17 protein-coding genes and 1 rRNA gene are annotated in these 14,608 nt (G+C 37.1%); 14 read left to right on the forward strand and 4 right to left on the reverse strand.

The window, feature by feature from the left end; translation table 11 throughout:
* The first annotated feature begins 32 nt into the window (after window positions 1-32).
* Window positions 33-947 (forward strand): glutamate biosynthesis transcriptional regulator GltC, encoded by a 915-nt coding sequence (gltC, locus tag B5V89_RS07480; RefSeq protein WP_108071261.1) that lies wholly within the window; start codon window positions 33-35, stop codon window positions 945-947.
* 353 nt (window positions 948-1,300) lie between these two features.
* Here the strand turns inward: gltC and B5V89_RS20055 are convergent, their stop codons facing one another.
* Entirely contained in the window at window positions 1,301-1,474 is a 174-nt protein-coding gene (locus B5V89_RS20055) for a hypothetical protein (protein ID WP_181294632.1), read from the reverse strand.
* Between the two features lie 103 nt (window positions 1,475-1,577).
* Between B5V89_RS20055 and fabL the strand changes: the two genes are divergently transcribed.
* The 6 genes from fabL to B5V89_RS07510 all read left to right on the forward strand — a co-directional run bounded on the left by fabL (window position 1,578) and on the right by B5V89_RS07510 (window position 6,632).
* Window positions 1,578-2,327 carry an enoyl-[acyl-carrier-protein] reductase FabL gene (gene fabL / locus B5V89_RS07485; protein WP_066226446.1) on the forward strand — a complete coding sequence of 250 codons (750 nt, stop codon included), beginning with the start codon at window positions 1,578-1,580 and terminating at the stop codon, window positions 2,325-2,327.
* A gap of 202 nt (window positions 2,328-2,529) precedes the next feature.
* Window positions 2,530-2,736 (forward strand): gamma-type small acid-soluble spore protein, encoded by a 207-nt coding sequence (locus tag B5V89_RS07490; protein ID WP_108071263.1) that lies wholly within the window; start codon window positions 2,530-2,532, stop codon window positions 2,734-2,736.
* 701 nt (window positions 2,737-3,437) lie between these two features.
* The gene (locus tag B5V89_RS07495) at window positions 3,438-3,704 is read left to right on the forward strand and encodes a YgaB family protein (RefSeq protein ID WP_108071265.1); all 267 of its coding nucleotides are present in this window, start codon (window positions 3,438-3,440) and stop codon (window positions 3,702-3,704) included.
* A 108-nt stretch (window positions 3,705-3,812) separates the two neighbouring features.
* Window positions 3,813-4,343, forward strand: a complete 531-nt coding sequence (gene ntdP, locus B5V89_RS07500; protein ID WP_066226453.1) for a nucleoside tri-diphosphate phosphatase — start codon at window positions 3,813-3,815, stop codon at window positions 4,341-4,343.
* 95 nt (window positions 4,344-4,438) lie between these two features.
* On the forward strand, window positions 4,439-6,187 hold the full coding sequence (locus B5V89_RS07505; RefSeq protein ID WP_108071267.1) for an ABC transporter ATP-binding protein: 1,749 nt from the start codon (window positions 4,439-4,441) through the stop codon (window positions 6,185-6,187).
* 160 nt (window positions 6,188-6,347) lie between these two features.
* Complete coding sequence (locus B5V89_RS07510; RefSeq protein ID WP_108071269.1) at window positions 6,348-6,632, forward strand: hypothetical protein; 285 nt, start codon at window positions 6,348-6,350, stop codon at window positions 6,630-6,632.
* Between the two features lie 73 nt (window positions 6,633-6,705).
* Here the strand turns inward: B5V89_RS07510 and B5V89_RS07515 are convergent, their stop codons facing one another.
* Both B5V89_RS07515 and B5V89_RS07520 read right to left on the reverse strand, forming a co-directional pair.
* Window positions 6,706-7,785 (reverse strand): FUSC family protein, encoded by a 1,080-nt coding sequence (locus B5V89_RS07515; protein WP_108071271.1) that lies wholly within the window; start codon window positions 7,783-7,785, stop codon window positions 6,706-6,708.
* Between the two features lie 439 nt (window positions 7,786-8,224).
* Window positions 8,225-9,511 carry a glutamate-1-semialdehyde 2,1-aminomutase gene (locus B5V89_RS07520; RefSeq protein ID WP_108071273.1) on the reverse strand — a complete coding sequence of 429 codons (1,287 nt, stop codon included), beginning with the start codon at window positions 9,509-9,511 and terminating at the stop codon, window positions 8,225-8,227.
* Between the two features lie 146 nt (window positions 9,512-9,657).
* Here B5V89_RS07520 and B5V89_RS07525 point away from each other — a divergent pair, with 146 nt between their 5' ends.
* The 5 genes from B5V89_RS07525 to perR all read left to right on the forward strand — a co-directional run bounded on the left by B5V89_RS07525 (window position 9,658) and on the right by perR (window position 12,842).
* Window positions 9,658-10,077, forward strand: a complete 420-nt coding sequence (locus B5V89_RS07525; RefSeq protein ID WP_108071275.1) for a potassium channel family protein — start codon at window positions 9,658-9,660, stop codon at window positions 10,075-10,077.
* A gap of 67 nt (window positions 10,078-10,144) precedes the next feature.
* Window positions 10,145-10,615: a thioredoxin-dependent thiol peroxidase gene (gene bcp, locus B5V89_RS07530; RefSeq protein WP_108071277.1), complete on the forward strand. Its 471-nt coding sequence runs from the start codon at window positions 10,145-10,147 to the stop codon at window positions 10,613-10,615.
* Window positions 10,616-10,805: 190 nt separating this feature from the next.
* Window positions 10,806-11,756, forward strand: a complete 951-nt coding sequence (locus tag B5V89_RS07535) for a D-2-hydroxyacid dehydrogenase (RefSeq protein WP_108071279.1) — start codon at window positions 10,806-10,808, stop codon at window positions 11,754-11,756.
* Between the two features lies 1 nt (window position 11,757).
* Window positions 11,758-12,309, forward strand: a complete 552-nt coding sequence (locus tag B5V89_RS07540) for a cob(I)yrinic acid a,c-diamide adenosyltransferase (protein ID WP_108071281.1) — start codon at window positions 11,758-11,760, stop codon at window positions 12,307-12,309.
* Window positions 12,310-12,401: 92 nt separating this feature from the next.
* Window positions 12,402-12,842, forward strand: coding sequence for a peroxide-responsive transcriptional repressor PerR (gene perR / locus B5V89_RS07545; RefSeq protein WP_066226474.1), 441 nt, complete (start codon window positions 12,402-12,404; stop codon window positions 12,840-12,842).
* A gap of 27 nt (window positions 12,843-12,869) precedes the next feature.
* Here the strand turns inward: perR and B5V89_RS07550 are convergent, their stop codons facing one another.
* A complete protein-coding gene (locus tag B5V89_RS07550) occupies window positions 12,870-13,220 on the reverse strand; it encodes a YgzB family protein (RefSeq protein ID WP_108071283.1) in 351 nt (116 codons plus the stop codon).
* A gap of 169 nt (window positions 13,221-13,389) precedes the next feature.
* On the opposite strand from B5V89_RS07550, the gene B5V89_RS07555 reads away from it, so the two are divergent.
* Complete coding sequence (locus B5V89_RS07555; RefSeq protein WP_108071285.1) at window positions 13,390-14,262, forward strand: nucleotidyltransferase-like protein; 873 nt, start codon at window positions 13,390-13,392, stop codon at window positions 14,260-14,262.
* 232 nt (window positions 14,263-14,494) lie between these two features.
* A 16S ribosomal RNA gene (locus tag B5V89_RS07560) occupies window positions 14,495-14,608 on the forward strand; the annotation flags it as partial.

Genomic DNA, 14,608 nt, shown 5'->3' on the forward strand with positions numbered 1-14,608 from the left:
TAATCTCAAAAATAGATTGGTGGGAAATTTGAGTGGAATTACGTCAAATTTTTTATTTTATCGAGGTGGCAAAACGTGAGCATGTAACGAAAGCAGCAGAAAGCCTCCATGTTGCGCAATCGGCTATAAGCAGACAAATATCTTTATTGGAAGCGGAGTTAAAAACACCCCTTTTTATTCGAGAAGGCCGTAATGTGAAATTAACGCATATTGGAAAGGTGTTTTTGAAATATGCAGAGAGAATTGTTATAGAAATTGATAAAGCGAAGGAAAAAGTAGAAGAATATTTGAATCCGGAAACGGGGATTATCCATCTTGGTTTTTCATCAGGTTTATCTGTTAGTACTTTTGCAATGATGTTTTCGCAATTTCGGGAGGGCCACCCTCATTTGCATTTTCACTTTAACCAAGGGACACCCTCTTATTTGGTGGAACAAATTGAAAGAGGGGATATTGATATGGCTTTTGTTGCCCCGGTGTTAACGGATCATTCAATTGTAAAAGGAGATATCTTTTTTACCGAAAAAATGCTCGTGTTATTACCTGAAAATCATCCTTTAAGTGCTGAAAAGACGATAAAGATCAATCAGCTCCAAGGGGAAAGGTTTGTTACGTTTCGGAAGGAATCATTTATTCGGGAAACGATTGAAAAAGCGTGTACGCAAGCTGGGTTTGAACCGATCATAGCCTTCGAGGGGGAGGATGTGGATACGATAAAAGGGTTAGTTGCTGCCGGAGTTGGAATTGCGATACTCCCTGAGCTTGCTTTTTCGTACAATATCCCAAAGGATATTCGGACAGTTGAAGTGGATGATCCAAGCTTTATTCGAACAGTAGGAGTGATTACACCAAAAAATAGGGAGCTTGCTCCGTCGGAAAAGCTCCTCTATCAGTTTTTAAAATCCTTTTATGATCGTTTATATCGTTTTCAGATGTTTGATTATTGAGGTTTGGTTTTTCGTTTTCGCAGGGCGGGCGAAGGGCCTCCTCGTTTTTTTGTTAAAAAACAAACAAGTAGAAATCTAACGGGGTGCTTGTGAGGTGCTTATTTTTCTTTAGCCTTATTAGATGCTAAAACGAGTTTGAAAATAAGCGGAGAAATTTCCCTTAATTAGCATAATAGCACTGAAAATAGCTAAAATAGACGGAAGTTTTCCGGCTATTTACTCGAAAAACGTGAAAATGGGTAATTTTGCTTTGCTTAATCGGAAAATTTCCGCTTATATCCCCCAAACCAAGCTCTATTCTGCAGTATAACCGGAGATTTTCCGCCTATTTTAAGAATCACTGGTTAAAAAGTTTACTGTTGGCGCCTCTCCATTTCTTCAATAATTTCTCTATAAATCGTTTGTCCCTCGGCATTTAAATAAGGGAGAATTTGTTGAAAGGAATGATGGAAATGCTCGATTTCGGAGTTATTCCAGTCGGCCATGGAAATCATCGATAATTCGGTCATATCACGAATGACGGGCATGAAGTGCCACCTCCTTACTATTTACTATCCTTAGCTTACAAACAAAGATTGTTTGTTATACATTTTATCGGTAAAATATAGGTCGAAAAGGAAGGTGTAGAAAATGACAAATAAAGTTGCATTAGTTACAGGCAGCAGCCGTGGTGTTGGTAAGGCAACGGCGATTCGTTTAGCAAAAGAAGGATATGATATTGTCATAAATTACGCTCGCAGTAAATCTGCAGCTCTCGAAACAGTTGAAGAAATTGAGAAACTCGGTAGAAAAGTTTTACTTGTAAAAGCAAATGTTGGCGATGTTTCAAAAATTAGAAAAATGTTTGAAGAAATAAACGAGACTTTTGGCAGATTAGATGTGTTTATCAGTAATGCCGCATCAGGTGTTCTTCGTCCTGCAATGGAACTTGAAGAAACACATTGGGATTGGACGATGAACATTAATAGTAAAGCATTATTATTCTGCGCCCAAGAAGCAGCAAAGCTTATGGAAAAGAACGGCGGAGGGAAAATTGTCAGCTTGAGTTCACTTGGCTCCATTCGTTACTTAGAAAACTATACGACTGTCGGTGTGTCAAAAGCAGCTGTTGAAGCATTAACGAGATATTTGTCCGTTGAGCTTTCACCGAAGAATATTGTTGTTAATGCTGTTTCTGGTGGTGCTATTGATACCGAGGCGCTTAAGCATTTTCCAAATCGGGAAGATCTTCTTGAGGATGCCCGTCGGAACACACCAGCCGGACGAATGGTTGAAATCGAAGATATGGTGAACGCAGTAATGTTTTTAGTTTCGGATGATTCATCCATGATTAGAGGACAAACGATTATCGTTGATGGCGGACGTTCATTGTTAGTTTAATTTTATGTTTTTCTTTAGGGTGATTGGAGCGGAAGTTCGCTGGTCGATAGCCGGCGGAGCTAGACAGGCTCCCGGTCTGCTCGCAGAAGGCGAGAACATGGAGCGGAAATCACAAACAACTTTAACAAAGTCAATTTTATAAAAAAATTTAGCATAACTCCCCCCACGTTTGGTTACATTAAGGAGCGTGGAGGTGATAATAATGGCAAAGCAAACTAACAAAACATCTGCTGGTACAAATGTTAATGAAGTAAGACAACAAAACGCACAATCTGCACAAGGTTCTGCTGGACAAGGACAATTCGGTACTGAGTTCGGTAGTGAAACAGATGCGCAACAAGTAAAAAAACAAAATCAACAAGCTGAATCACGTAAATCACAAAACGCTGGTAAATTTGGCCAACAATAAATTTACGAAAAGAGCATCCTCAATCGATGGATGCTCTTTTTCATTTTGAAAAATATAATTTATCCGCATAGTTTTGTACATAAAGTGTTTACATCCATCTTTAGTGCGTAAGGTCAAATTATTAAGTCTTATTTTCTGCACGGAAACCTATACATTTTACAAGTATCCATCTAAAAATGTAAAAGCGAATCACGGATACTTATACATTTTACAAGCATTTATTCAAAAATGTAAAAGCGAAGCAAGGATACCTTTACATTTTACAAGCATCTATTCAAAAATGTAAAAGCAAAGCAAGGATACCTTTACATTTTACAAGCACCTATTTAAAAATGTATAAGTAAAGCACGGATGCCTATACATTTTACAAGTATCCATCCAAAAAAGTATAAGCGAAGCACAAGTGTCTATGCATTTTCAAAAACTATCCAAAAAGATAAACCGGACATTTTAGCTCGGATTTTATAATTATTTATTTTTCTCTTTTGTCTTTCGAATCGTATAACCACGCAAGCTGACTAACCTTTCACCCCGGTAGGACAACCGAACCTGCTAGCATGGTTAGTTCATTGATCAAGAGCCAAACAACTTTTTTCATTCGACAAAACAATATGAAATGCTACATAACTAGCCAAAGGAATTTTTAACATTAGCAAGAAATTATATACATAGGAACTACCTGAGAATGGAAGGTGCTAAAAGTGAAAGCATTTAATGAATTGATAATGGATCAGATGAAAACGATGGATCAATTACTGGATTTGCAATCTGAAATTGAACGCTGTCAAGATTTAGAGCAGGAACTTATCAAGCTACAGGAAGAAGCGAAATTAGATAGTTTAAAAAACGAAATCAAATTAATGAAAAAGGAATTGGAGACAATCCATAAAACGTTTGAAGAACAAACAGACAACGTCATTCGCCAATATCAGAAGTTGAAAATACTTGCAGAAGGAGCTCTTACTTAGAAGTAGGGCTCTTTTTGTTTTAAATTTTCATAAAAAACGTTATAATAATAAAAAATTCAATGAAAGCACGGTTGATGAAAATTTTACAACGAAAGTAGGGAAAGTGGCATGGGTATTCCCATTGAAGGTGATACGATACAAATACATAGCTATAAACATAATGGTTACATCCATCGAATATGGGAAGAAACGACAGTACTAAAAGGTACGAAATCGCTCGTCATAGGTGGGAATGATCGGACCATTGTAACGGAATCGGACGGACGTACATGGGTTACACGTGAGCCGGCGATATGCTATTTTCATGCCGACCATTGGTTTAATATTATTGGGATGATTAGGGAAGACGGAATATATTATTACTGTAACTTAGGATCTCCTTTCGTGTATGATAAGGAAGCACTTAAATATATTGATTACGATCTAGATATAAAAGTATTTCCAGATATGACCTATACGCTGCTTGATGAGGACGAATATGAATATCACCGGAAACAAATGGGATATCCAGATGTCATTGATCATATTTTAAAAAGAAATGTGGACAACCTTGTTAGGTGGATTCGTCAACGAAAAGGCCCGTTTTCCCCAGATTTTATCGATATATGGTATGAACGTTATTTAACCTATAGAAGATGAGATGATTACCTGTTGGTGATAAAGCCACAGGTTTTTTTCATGAACTTATGCAAAAAATAATCGTGCAGCAAGAGAGGGAAATAGGAGGTAACATTTTGAGTAGTACAAAAAGATATATGAAGTTTGTTAAACCGTACACACTTCAAATTATTGGTACATTAATTATCGGATTAATTAAATTTGCTATTCCATTACTAATACCGGTCATTATTAAATATGTGATCGATGGAATCGTGACAAAGCAAGGTTTATCAGTAGATGAAAAAACGTCTAAGTTGATATTTACGATGTTAATTATGCTTGGAGTCTTTATTATTTTAAGACCGCCAATTGAATTTTACCGTCAATATTTTGCGCAATGGACATCGAGTAAAATTTTATATGATATACGCGATCGTTTGTTTACACATTTACAAAAGCTGAGCTTTAAATATTATTCGAATACGCGTGCAGGGGAAGTTATTTCGCGGGTGATTAATGATGTGGAACAAACGAAGGATTTTGTCATAACGGGTCTTATGAATGTATGGCTCGATGCGGCAACAATCTTAATCGCGGTTTCCATTATGTTTACGATGGATATTCCGTTAACAATTGTTTCATTGATTGTTTTTCCATTATACGCGATTTCTGTGAAATACTTTTTTGGTAACTTACGTAAGTTTACCCGTGTGCGTTCACAGGCGCTTGCAGAAGTACAAGGTTATTTGCATGAACGAGTGCAGGGAATGCCGGTTATTAAAAGCTTTGCAATCGAAGATCATGAGCAAGAGCGTTTTCGCGTTCATAATAAGAATTTTCTTGATAAAGCATTACAGCATACTAGGTGGACGGCTAAAGCGTTTTCCGTTGTAAATACATTAACAGATATCGCACCGCTTATCGTCATTGGCTTTGCTGGTTATCAAGCCATCCATGGACATCTATCCATTGGAACGATGGCTGCTTTTATTGCTTATATCGATCGATTGTATAGTCCGTTACGTCGTTTAGTGAACTCTGGTACAACGTTAACACAATCAATTGCTTCAATGGACCGTGTGTTTGAACTCATTGATGAAAAGTATGATATTGATGACGCACCGAATGCAATTGAATGTAAAAATGTAAAAGGGGACATTTCGTTTAACCATGTCAATTTTTCATATAATGACAAAGAGTTATCGGTGTTAAATGATATTAATTTAGATGTTCGTGCTGGCGAAACAATCGCCTTGGTCGGCATGAGTGGGGGAGGAAAGTCTTCCTTAGTCAGCTTAATCCCTCGATTTTATGATGTGACGGGAGGAGAAATTCTTCTTGATGGGACCGATATTCGCAATTTTAAAGTGAGAAGTTTACGGGATAAGATTGGGATGGTTTTACAAGACAATATTTTATTCAGTGAATCGGTGAAATTAAATATTTTGCTGGGAAAACCCGATGCAACGGATGAAGAGGTAATCGAAGCGGCCAAAGCCGCGAATGCCCATGAATTTATTACAAATCTTGTTGATGGATATGACACGAAGGTTGGGGAACGAGGCGTAAAGCTTTCCGGAGGACAAAAACAAAGAATTGCGATTGCCCGTGTGTTTTTGAAAAACCCACCTATTTTAATATTAGACGAAGCGACATCGGCCCTTGATTTGGAAAGCGAGCATTTCATTCAAGAGGCATTGGATAAGTTAGCAAAAGATCGTACTACCTTCATTGTTGCCCATCGGCTTTCGACGATTACACATGCCGACCGGATTGTATTAATTGAGCATGGAAACATTGTTGAAATGGGATCTCATAATGAATTAATGGCTAGGCAAGGACATTATTATAACTTGTTCCAGGTGCAGCAGTTGGATTCGTAGTGGAATGAAGCCCAAGATTCGGTGACCAAAGGGGACTTGGTCGTCAAAGCGAGAGAATGCAGCCCAAGATCGGGATTCCAAAGGGAACTTTGTCGTCAAAGTGAGAGAATGAATCCCAAGATCGGAATTCCAAAGGGGACTTGGTCGTCAAAGCGAGAGAATGCAGCCCAAGATTGGAATTCCAAAGGGGACTTGGTCGTCAAAGCGAGAGAATGCAGCCCAAGATTGGAATTCAAAAGAGAACTTGGTCGTCAAAGTGAGAGAATGCAGCCCAAGATTGGAATTCAAAAGAGAACTTGGTCGTCAAAATGAGGGGATGCAGCCCAAGATTGGAATTTCAAAGGGGACTTGGTCGTCAAAGCGAGAGAATGCAGCCCAAGATCCGATGACCAAAGGGAACTTGGTCGTCAAAACAAGTGAATGCAGCCAAAGATCTGATGCCTAAAAGAAACTTGGTCGTTAAAATGAAAGAATAAAGCCCAAGATCCAAATTCAACTAGGATCTTGGGCTTCTATTTTCATTCTTCACTTTCTTCCTCTATCGATACTTCATTCGCATCCTTATGGTAATTTTGAAAGCTCTCAATTAGGATACTTAAATGCGTTAATTGCTTGTGATAATCAACCATCGCGGATAAAAATCTCATTAAATGATAGGACTGTTGATCGCTTCGAAATGCTTTATCCTTCAATTCGTCTAAAAAGAGTTCCAGTAATTCCTCTTGTTGCTTTTCGAATTTTTTTTCTTCTAAATCGTTATGACTCACTTTCCCTAAAAATTGAAAAAGCAATTTTTGATGTTCATTCATTAAGAATTCAAGTCGCTCTTGTATTTGCAACTGTATGGTTTCAGGCAGGAGCTTTAACTCGTGTTCATAACGATGAAGTAATTTTAAAATATCGAAACTATCCTGCAGAGCGGAAACCATTTGTCGATAGATGACAGTTTTCCGTTTCTTTTCAATCGTGCTCTTTTTAAAATAGCTTCGTTCCTCGTTAAATAAAGTATAAAATAAATTAACCTTGACTAAACGTTCACGTATTTTTTCAATTTCTTTTTTCATTAAATGATGTTCTGAAGCGTGCATTGAAATCAGACGAATTAGTTTAAAAATATCTTCCGTTAAATGTGACATTCGATGATAAAGTTTCGTTTCATATTTTGGCGGTAAGAAAATTAAATTAACAACGAATGCTGATAAAATACCGATTAGAATCGTTGAGAACCGGATCCATGCGAATTGCAGGAAATGCTCTCCGGGCGATTCAAGAATAACAATCATTGTTACTAATCCTAAACTAATGCTGTTTTCGAGTTTCAATTTAAGCATAATGATTATCGTGATAAGTGCAGCTAATCCAACAATAATATAATTATTTTCAAAAACTAATCCGAAAGCAACAGCGACGATTGCTCCTATAATATTCCCTTGAACTTGTTCGAGGATGGATAAATAGGAACGGTAAATCGTTGGTTTTATCGCAAAAATGGCAGCAATTCCAGCAAATACTGGTGATGGCATTCCAATGAACTTTGCGATATATAATGCTAAAACAATTGCAATTCCCGTTTTAAAAATGCGGGCACCAAGCTTCATGAGTCTTTTGATTCCTTTCTCGTAAAAAACGCCTTATATTTTTCTTTCTTTATATATACCATATAAGCATCAAATTAGTAATATACAGTGTCAGCGTTAGAATATCAAGAAAAAAATTATGGCTTTATTCGACATAATTTTGAGTTTAGAGATTTTTTAGTTAGGGTGTTTTAGGAATGGGCCGTTCCTTTCCGCTGCAGGTACTCGCTTTCCGCGGGGCTGGCGATGAGCCTCCTCATCGCTGCGCTCTTGCGGGGTCTCATCTGTCCAGCTAATCCCGCAGGAGTCTCGTGCCTTCCGCTCCAATCCACTCAGCGTTTGCAATGTTATTTAGTATTTCTATCAATAATTTATTAGAAAAGAGCTTTTATTTATTTATCACAAAAATGCAATAATAAACAAAAGGCCAACTGGTGTGGTTGGCCTTTGACTTAATGAATTATAGTTTTGAAAAAGCATTTTCCACTGCTTGGATGGTTTCTTTAATGTCTTCTTCAGTGTGTGCAGTTGTAATAAACCATGCTTCATATTTAGAAGGTGCAAGATTAATTCCTTGTTCGAGCATAAGCTTGAAGAATTTCGCGAACATTTCTCCGTCTGTTGCTTCAGCTTGTTTGTAATTTATTACCTTTTCTTTCGTGAAGTACACGGTGAGTGCACCTTTTAGACGGTTGATGGTAATCGGTGTATTGTATTTTTCGGCCGCATCGAGAATTCCTTTTTCTAATAGAGCGCCTAGTTGATCTAGACGATCGTACACTCCGTCTTCTTTTAACACTTCTAAACAGGCAATTCCAGATAAAATTGAAGCGGGATTACCAGCCATCGTTCCTGCTTGATAGGCTGGTCCTAATGGAGCGACTTTTTCCATGATTTCTTTTTTACCGCCATAGGCACCGATTGGCAGGCCGCCGCCAATAATTTTTCCCATTGCTGTTAAATCAGGAGTGACCCCTAATAAATTTTGCGCGCCGCCATACATAAAACGGAAGGCAGTAATGACTTCATCATAAATAACAAGGGCACCAGCTTGATGGGTAAGTTCGTTCACTTGTTCTAAAAATCCAGGTTTAGGCTCTACGATACCGAAATTACCAACGATTGGTTCTACTAAAACAGCAGCAATCTCGTTTCCCCATTTGTTCATTGCTTCTTTAAACGGTTCAATATCATTAAATGGAACGGTGATGACTTCTTTTGCGATACTTTTTGGCACGCCGGCAGAGTCAGGCATTCCTAATTGTGAAGGTCCAGAACCTGCTGCAACTAATACTAGATCTGAATGCCCATGATAACAGCCTTCAAATTTAATGATTTTATCACGGCCAGTATACGCACGAGCGACACGGATTGTTGTCATAACCGCTTCCGTTCCTGAGTTCACAAAACGAACTTTATCAAGAGATGGCATGGCATCTTTGAGCATTTTTGCAAAGTCTACTTCAAATGGTGTTGGTGTGCCATATAATACTCCATTTTCAGCAGCTGTTCTGATTGCTTCTGTAATATGTGGATGAGCATGTCCTGTTATGATCGGACCGTATGCTGCGAGATAATCGATATAACGATTGTCATCGACATCCCAGAAATAAGCACCTTTTGCTCGCTTCATGGCAACAGGTGCACCCCCGCCAACGGCTTTATACGAGCGGGAAGGACTATTAACGCCTCCAACAATATGCTCTAATGCTTCAGTATGTAAATGGTTGGAATTAGAAAAATTCATTTGATTTCCTCCTAGTTTAAAGCTCCTTAATATTGTAGTACCTAAACGTATATGTGTCCAATTAGCGAAATGTTATTCTCATACATTCGATTAACCGTGAGTACAATAGAATGACAAGCTATTTGGCAAAATGGGGGAGAAGAAAGATGATCTATGTTCTTATGATTGCTGTAATCATTTGTATATTCATGAGTTTAAGGACATTGTTTTTTCCCTCTAAACTCAAGCACAAACTCGTTTCCTTTGATAATTTCCTCTTCTTAGGTTCTACATATAGTGTCATTATGATCGGTTTTGGACTTTTATTTATGTTGTTAGAAATAAAAGGATTTAATGTAATTGCTGAACAAGGTTCGCATTTTTCAGGGAACTATATTGAAAAATTAAATTCCTCGATGTATTTAAGTGCAATTACTTTATTTTCAGTAGGATATGGGGATATTGTGCCAATTGGCATCGGGAGAGTATTGGTCGTTATAGAGGCGCTAATCGGATACACAATACCGGCTGCCTTTGTCGTTAAATCTGTCATTAATTATGAGCAAAATAACGAAATGAAAAAGTAAAAAATTTGCGATGTCACCTCGCTTTCATGTAGTCTCATAGTAAACGTAGTTCAAGGAGGAAAATAAAATGGCAGTACAAATTGGCGAAACTGCACCAGCATTTGCATTAGAAAATAACAATGGAGAAATTGTAAAATTAGCGGATTATATAGGAAAAAAACATGTCGTATTATATTTTTATCCGAAAGACATGACACCTGGCTGTACAACAGAGGCGTGTGATTTTCGTGATCAACATAAAAACTTCGAGGAGCTTGATGCGGTTATCTTTGGTGTGAGTCCGGATCCAATTGAAAAACATCAAAAGTTCATCGATAAATACAATCTTCCATTTCAACTATTGGTCGATAGTGATCACAAAGTTGCTGAGGAATATGACGTATGGAAGCTTAAGAAGAACTTTGGAAAAGAATACATGGGAATTGAACGTTCCACCTTTATTATCAATAAAGATGGGAAGCTTGTGAAAGAATGGCGAAAAGTGAAAGTTGATGGACATGTAGAAGAGGCGCTTGCGTATATTAAGGAGAATCTTTAGTTTATTCATTGCCTATTTTTAGCTAATAGTGGCTTTTGTCCATTCCAAACAGTTGAAAATACATACTGTATAGTAGGGCATACCTCCTCAGAAAAAAACTTCGGACCGATTGATATCGGTCCATTTTTTATTGCGAAAAAGAGGGTATATTTGTGATAAGATGAAGGTAAAAAGGAGGATGGTTATCGTTATGAAAGTAGTATTTACCTTTGAACCACCTGCTGAAATGAGAAAAGAAATACGCTCTTCTTTTCCAAACGTAGAATTTCACTTTTTTCAAAATGTGGATCTCGCTGAAACGGAAATGGAAAGCTCGGAAGTGATTGTGACATATGGAGAAGATTTGACTGATGTGCATATTGAAAGAGCAGCTGAATTAAAGTGGATCATGGTGACTTCTGCAGGGATAGAAAGAATGCCATTAAAAGCGATAAAAGAAAAAAACATATTAGTAACGAATGCAAGAGGCATTCACAAAACACCGATGGCTGAATTTACAATCGGTTTACTTCTTGATCATGCGAGAAATTTTCAATTGCAATGGAAAAACCAACAACAGCGAATTTGGGATAAAACCATTCCTCAAGCAGAGTTGAACAATCAATCCATTGTAATAGTAGGTGCAGGCGCAATTGGCCAAGAAATCGCTCGTCTTGCTAAAGCATTTCGAATGAATGTTTTCGGAATTAACAGCAGCGGAACAATAAAAGAAAATTTTGATGAAATGTATTCATTAGATAATATTTCTACTCCACTCGAAAAAGCCGATTATGTTGTATCGATTTTACCTAGTACGGAGCAAACGGTTCAATTTTACCAAATGAATCACTTCGAAAAAATGAAAAACACTGCGGTATTTATTAATCTTGGCAGAGGTGATGTCGTAAAAGAGGAAATCCTCATAGAGGCGTTGAATAACAAAGAAATCGCACATGCCTATTTAGATGTTTTTCAAACTGAACCATTACCAAAAAATCATCCACTATGGGGAATGGAGAATGTAACGATTACCCCACATATTTCTAGTACAACAAAAAATTATTTACCTAGAGCATTAGATATATTCCAAAAGAATTTACATACATATATAAATAATAAGGGTCAATTTATTAATGTAATTGATTCCGAAAGGGGATATTAAGATGAGAATCTACACGAAATCTGGCGATAAAGGAACGACATCCCTTGTTTATGGTCAACGAATTCCAAAAAATGATTTACGTGTTGAGTCCTATGGAACCTGTGATGAAGCCAATTCAATGATCGGGCTTGCGATGAGCCATTTGCAAACGTCTTCTTTTGCGAACAACGAAGAGGTAAACGAGGCATTCCATAAAATTCAAACAACCCTTTTTCATGTAGGAGCAGAGCTTGCAACTCCTGAAGGAAAAGAAGTAAAGTGGAAATTAACTGATGAAGATATTAAGGATTTAGAACATACTATTGATAAATGGGATGCCTCATTAGAGCCTCTCAAAAACTTTATCCTCCCAGGGGGACATCCGGCTGGTGCGACGTTACATTGTGCTCGTACAGTCATCAGAAGAGCTGAACGTTGTGCTGTAGCCATTGAACATGTGAATCCATTAGTTCTTGCTTATTTGAATCGACTTTCCGATTTCTTATTTGTCGCTGCAAGATATATTAATAGTGGATTGGGCGAGCAAGAAAAGACATTGCATCAAGGTTCTTAACAGTTGATTTTATTGACAAATATGCCTGTTCATTAGTAAACTAATTATAACGATTTTAAAATAATAATAAATTCTATTTAGAAAAGAGGTGCATGACGGTGTCTGAACATCAAATCAAAGAAGCAATTGAAACTTTGAAAGAAACCGGAGTTCGTATCACACCACAACGTCATGCGATACTGGAGTATTTAATTCAATCAATGTCACACCCAACAGCCGATGAAATTTATAAAGCACTTGAAGGGAAATTCCCTAATATGAGTGTGGCTACCGTATATAATAATTTACGTGTATTTCGTGAAGTTGGTCTCGTGAAAGAACTAACTTACGGAGATGCTTCAAGTCGTTTTGACTTTGTTACAACAAGTCATTACCATGTTATTTGTGAAAACTGCGGTAAAATTGTCGACTTCCATTATCCAGGGTTAGATGAGGTTGAACAACTAGCATCACATGTTACAGGATTTAAAGTGAGCCATCATCGCATGGAAATCTACGGTACATGCCCGGATTGTAATAAAGAAGTACATTAAAAAAGAATGGCCAGAGCCATTCTTTTTTTATTGCTGTTTTTTACGGTTATAGTTTTCATCAAAATCCTTGCCTTCTAAATTCGGATCTAATGTTAATGGTTCACGGCAATGCATACACATATCAACCCGGCCGAGAAGCTTCGTCGGCTTTTTGCAATTCGGACAAACAACTTGAACCGCTTTTGTTGAAAGCATCCCAATCCAGAAATAAACAACTGTACTGGCAATGATACTTAATAAACCTAAAACCATAAAGATGGTCATTACAATTGGATGAGTCCGGAAAAAGATTCCGAAGTACATAATGATAAATCCTACGAATATCAAACTTAACGCAAATGTGCGTATTTTATTAATTTTATTCGAATATTTAGCCATGTTCGTCCCTCCTAAAAGTAATATACCATAAATGAATAACAATGGGAGATTACCGGATGTGACGAAACAAAGATTTTTAAGAATAAACAAAAACAACTTTTCAAATAGCAGGAAATTTATTATCATTGTCGAAGTAATATCCTTACTAGATATTTTGGAGGAATTTAATATGGAGGACATCCTTCGTCCCATTTACCAAGAAAGGGCGAGCCAAGCAAATACATTAACTGTGTTATCTATAGAAAAAAAACATAATGAAGGAACTGTAACGGATACGTTCGATACAGTGCTATTAATCATTGTAAAAGAATTAGAAACTCCGGTTTATATAAAACACTATACCTATGACAATAAAAAAGCAGCATTACATATAGTTAGAGAAGATCAATTGAAAGAATGGTTATTACTTGGTTCGAATCGAAAAATTGTAGAATGGATCATTCATGGGAAAGTTCTATTTGATCGTAATGAGTATATGACAAATTTAAAAAATGAGTTAAGAGATTTCCCTTTCTATGAGCGGAAATTAAAAATTGGACTCGAATTTGCTAAACTTATTCGCCGATATTTGGACGGAAAAGTCTTTTTCGATAATAAACAATATCTTGATGCATATAATCATGTTGTACATGCCTTGCATCATCTAGCACGACTTGCCGTAATCGAAAACGGATTTCACCCTGAAATTACAGTCTGGAATCAAGTGAAACAAATTGAACCAGAAATTTTCAAGCTCTACGAAGAATTAATCACAAGTGACGAAACAATTGAAAAAAGATTGGAACTCCTTTTCTTAGCGAGTGAGTTTTTAATCCATTCACGAACTCGCTTTTCGGCGTCACATTTATTAGAGATTATGGAAGAGAAAGATGTGTGGACGATAAATGAATTGTTATCCAATCAAAATTTGACTCATTATAGTGTTGATTTAGGGATCTTAATTGAATTCCTAATAGAGAAATCGTTTATCGAAGAAGTGAATGTAGAAACGAAAGGCCAAGATTTATATCACCGTCATTATCGAGTGAAAAAAGAATTATAGTGAAATATTAATTTAAGTATTGACGAATCAAAAGATACTTGGTATATTAATAAACGTCGCTGCTGAACAAACGAATTCAGCAGTGATAAAAAATAAAAAAAGTTATTGACATAAAACAATAACCTTGATATGATAATAAAGTCGCTGTCGCAAGATGGTTGATAATTGATCTTTGAAAACTGCACAAAACGAAACGTCAATTATTTTATTTTTAAGAGCTATATCAAACATCTTTTTGGAGAGTTTGATCCTGGCTCAGGACGAACGCTGGCGGCGTGCCTAATACATGCAAGTCGAGCGAACTTGATGGGAGCTTGCTCCCTGAGAGTTAGCGGCGGACGGGTGA

Origin of the sequence: Heyndrickxia sporothermodurans (assembly GCF_003055045.1) — a bacterium.
Lineage (GTDB): Bacteria > Bacillota > Bacilli > Bacillales > Bacillaceae_C > Heyndrickxia > Heyndrickxia sporothermodurans.

Excerpts from the sequence above, each read along its gene's own strand:
- B5V89_RS07535 (WP_108071279.1), top strand. The coding sequence starts at position 10,806 with ATGAAAGTAGTATTTACCTTTGAACCACCTGCTGAAATGAGAAAAGAA.
- B5V89_RS07515 (WP_108071271.1), bottom strand. The coding sequence starts at position 7,785 with ATGAAGCTTGGTGCCCGCATTTTTAAAACGGGAATTGCAATTGTTTTA.
- perR (WP_066226474.1), top strand. The coding sequence starts at position 12,402 with ATGACGGTGTCTGAACATCAAATCAAAGAAGCAATTGAAACTTTGAAA.
- B5V89_RS20055 (WP_181294632.1), bottom strand. The coding sequence starts at position 1,474 with ATGCCCGTCATTCGTGATATGACCGAATTATCGATGATTTCCATGGCC.
- B5V89_RS07525 (WP_108071275.1), top strand. The coding sequence starts at position 9,658 with ATGATCTATGTTCTTATGATTGCTGTAATCATTTGTATATTCATGAGT.
- B5V89_RS07555 (WP_108071285.1), top strand. The coding sequence starts at position 13,390 with ATGGAGGACATCCTTCGTCCCATTTACCAAGAAAGGGCGAGCCAAGCA.
- B5V89_RS07490 (WP_108071263.1), top strand. The coding sequence starts at position 2,530 with ATGGCAAAGCAAACTAACAAAACATCTGCTGGTACAAATGTTAATGAA.
- B5V89_RS07540 (WP_108071281.1), top strand. The coding sequence starts at position 11,758 with ATGAGAATCTACACGAAATCTGGCGATAAAGGAACGACATCCCTTGTT.
- ntdP (WP_066226453.1), top strand. The coding sequence starts at position 3,813 with ATGGGTATTCCCATTGAAGGTGATACGATACAAATACATAGCTATAAA.
- bcp (WP_108071277.1), top strand. The coding sequence starts at position 10,145 with ATGGCAGTACAAATTGGCGAAACTGCACCAGCATTTGCATTAGAAAAT.
- B5V89_RS07520 (WP_108071273.1), bottom strand. The coding sequence starts at position 9,511 with ATGAATTTTTCTAATTCCAACCATTTACATACTGAAGCATTAGAGCAT.
- fabL (WP_066226446.1), top strand. The coding sequence starts at position 1,578 with ATGACAAATAAAGTTGCATTAGTTACAGGCAGCAGCCGTGGTGTTGGT.
- B5V89_RS07550 (WP_108071283.1), bottom strand. The coding sequence starts at position 13,220 with ATGGCTAAATATTCGAATAAAATTAATAAAATACGCACATTTGCGTTA.
- B5V89_RS07510 (WP_108071269.1), top strand. The coding sequence starts at position 6,348 with ATGCAGCCCAAGATTGGAATTCCAAAGGGGACTTGGTCGTCAAAGCGA.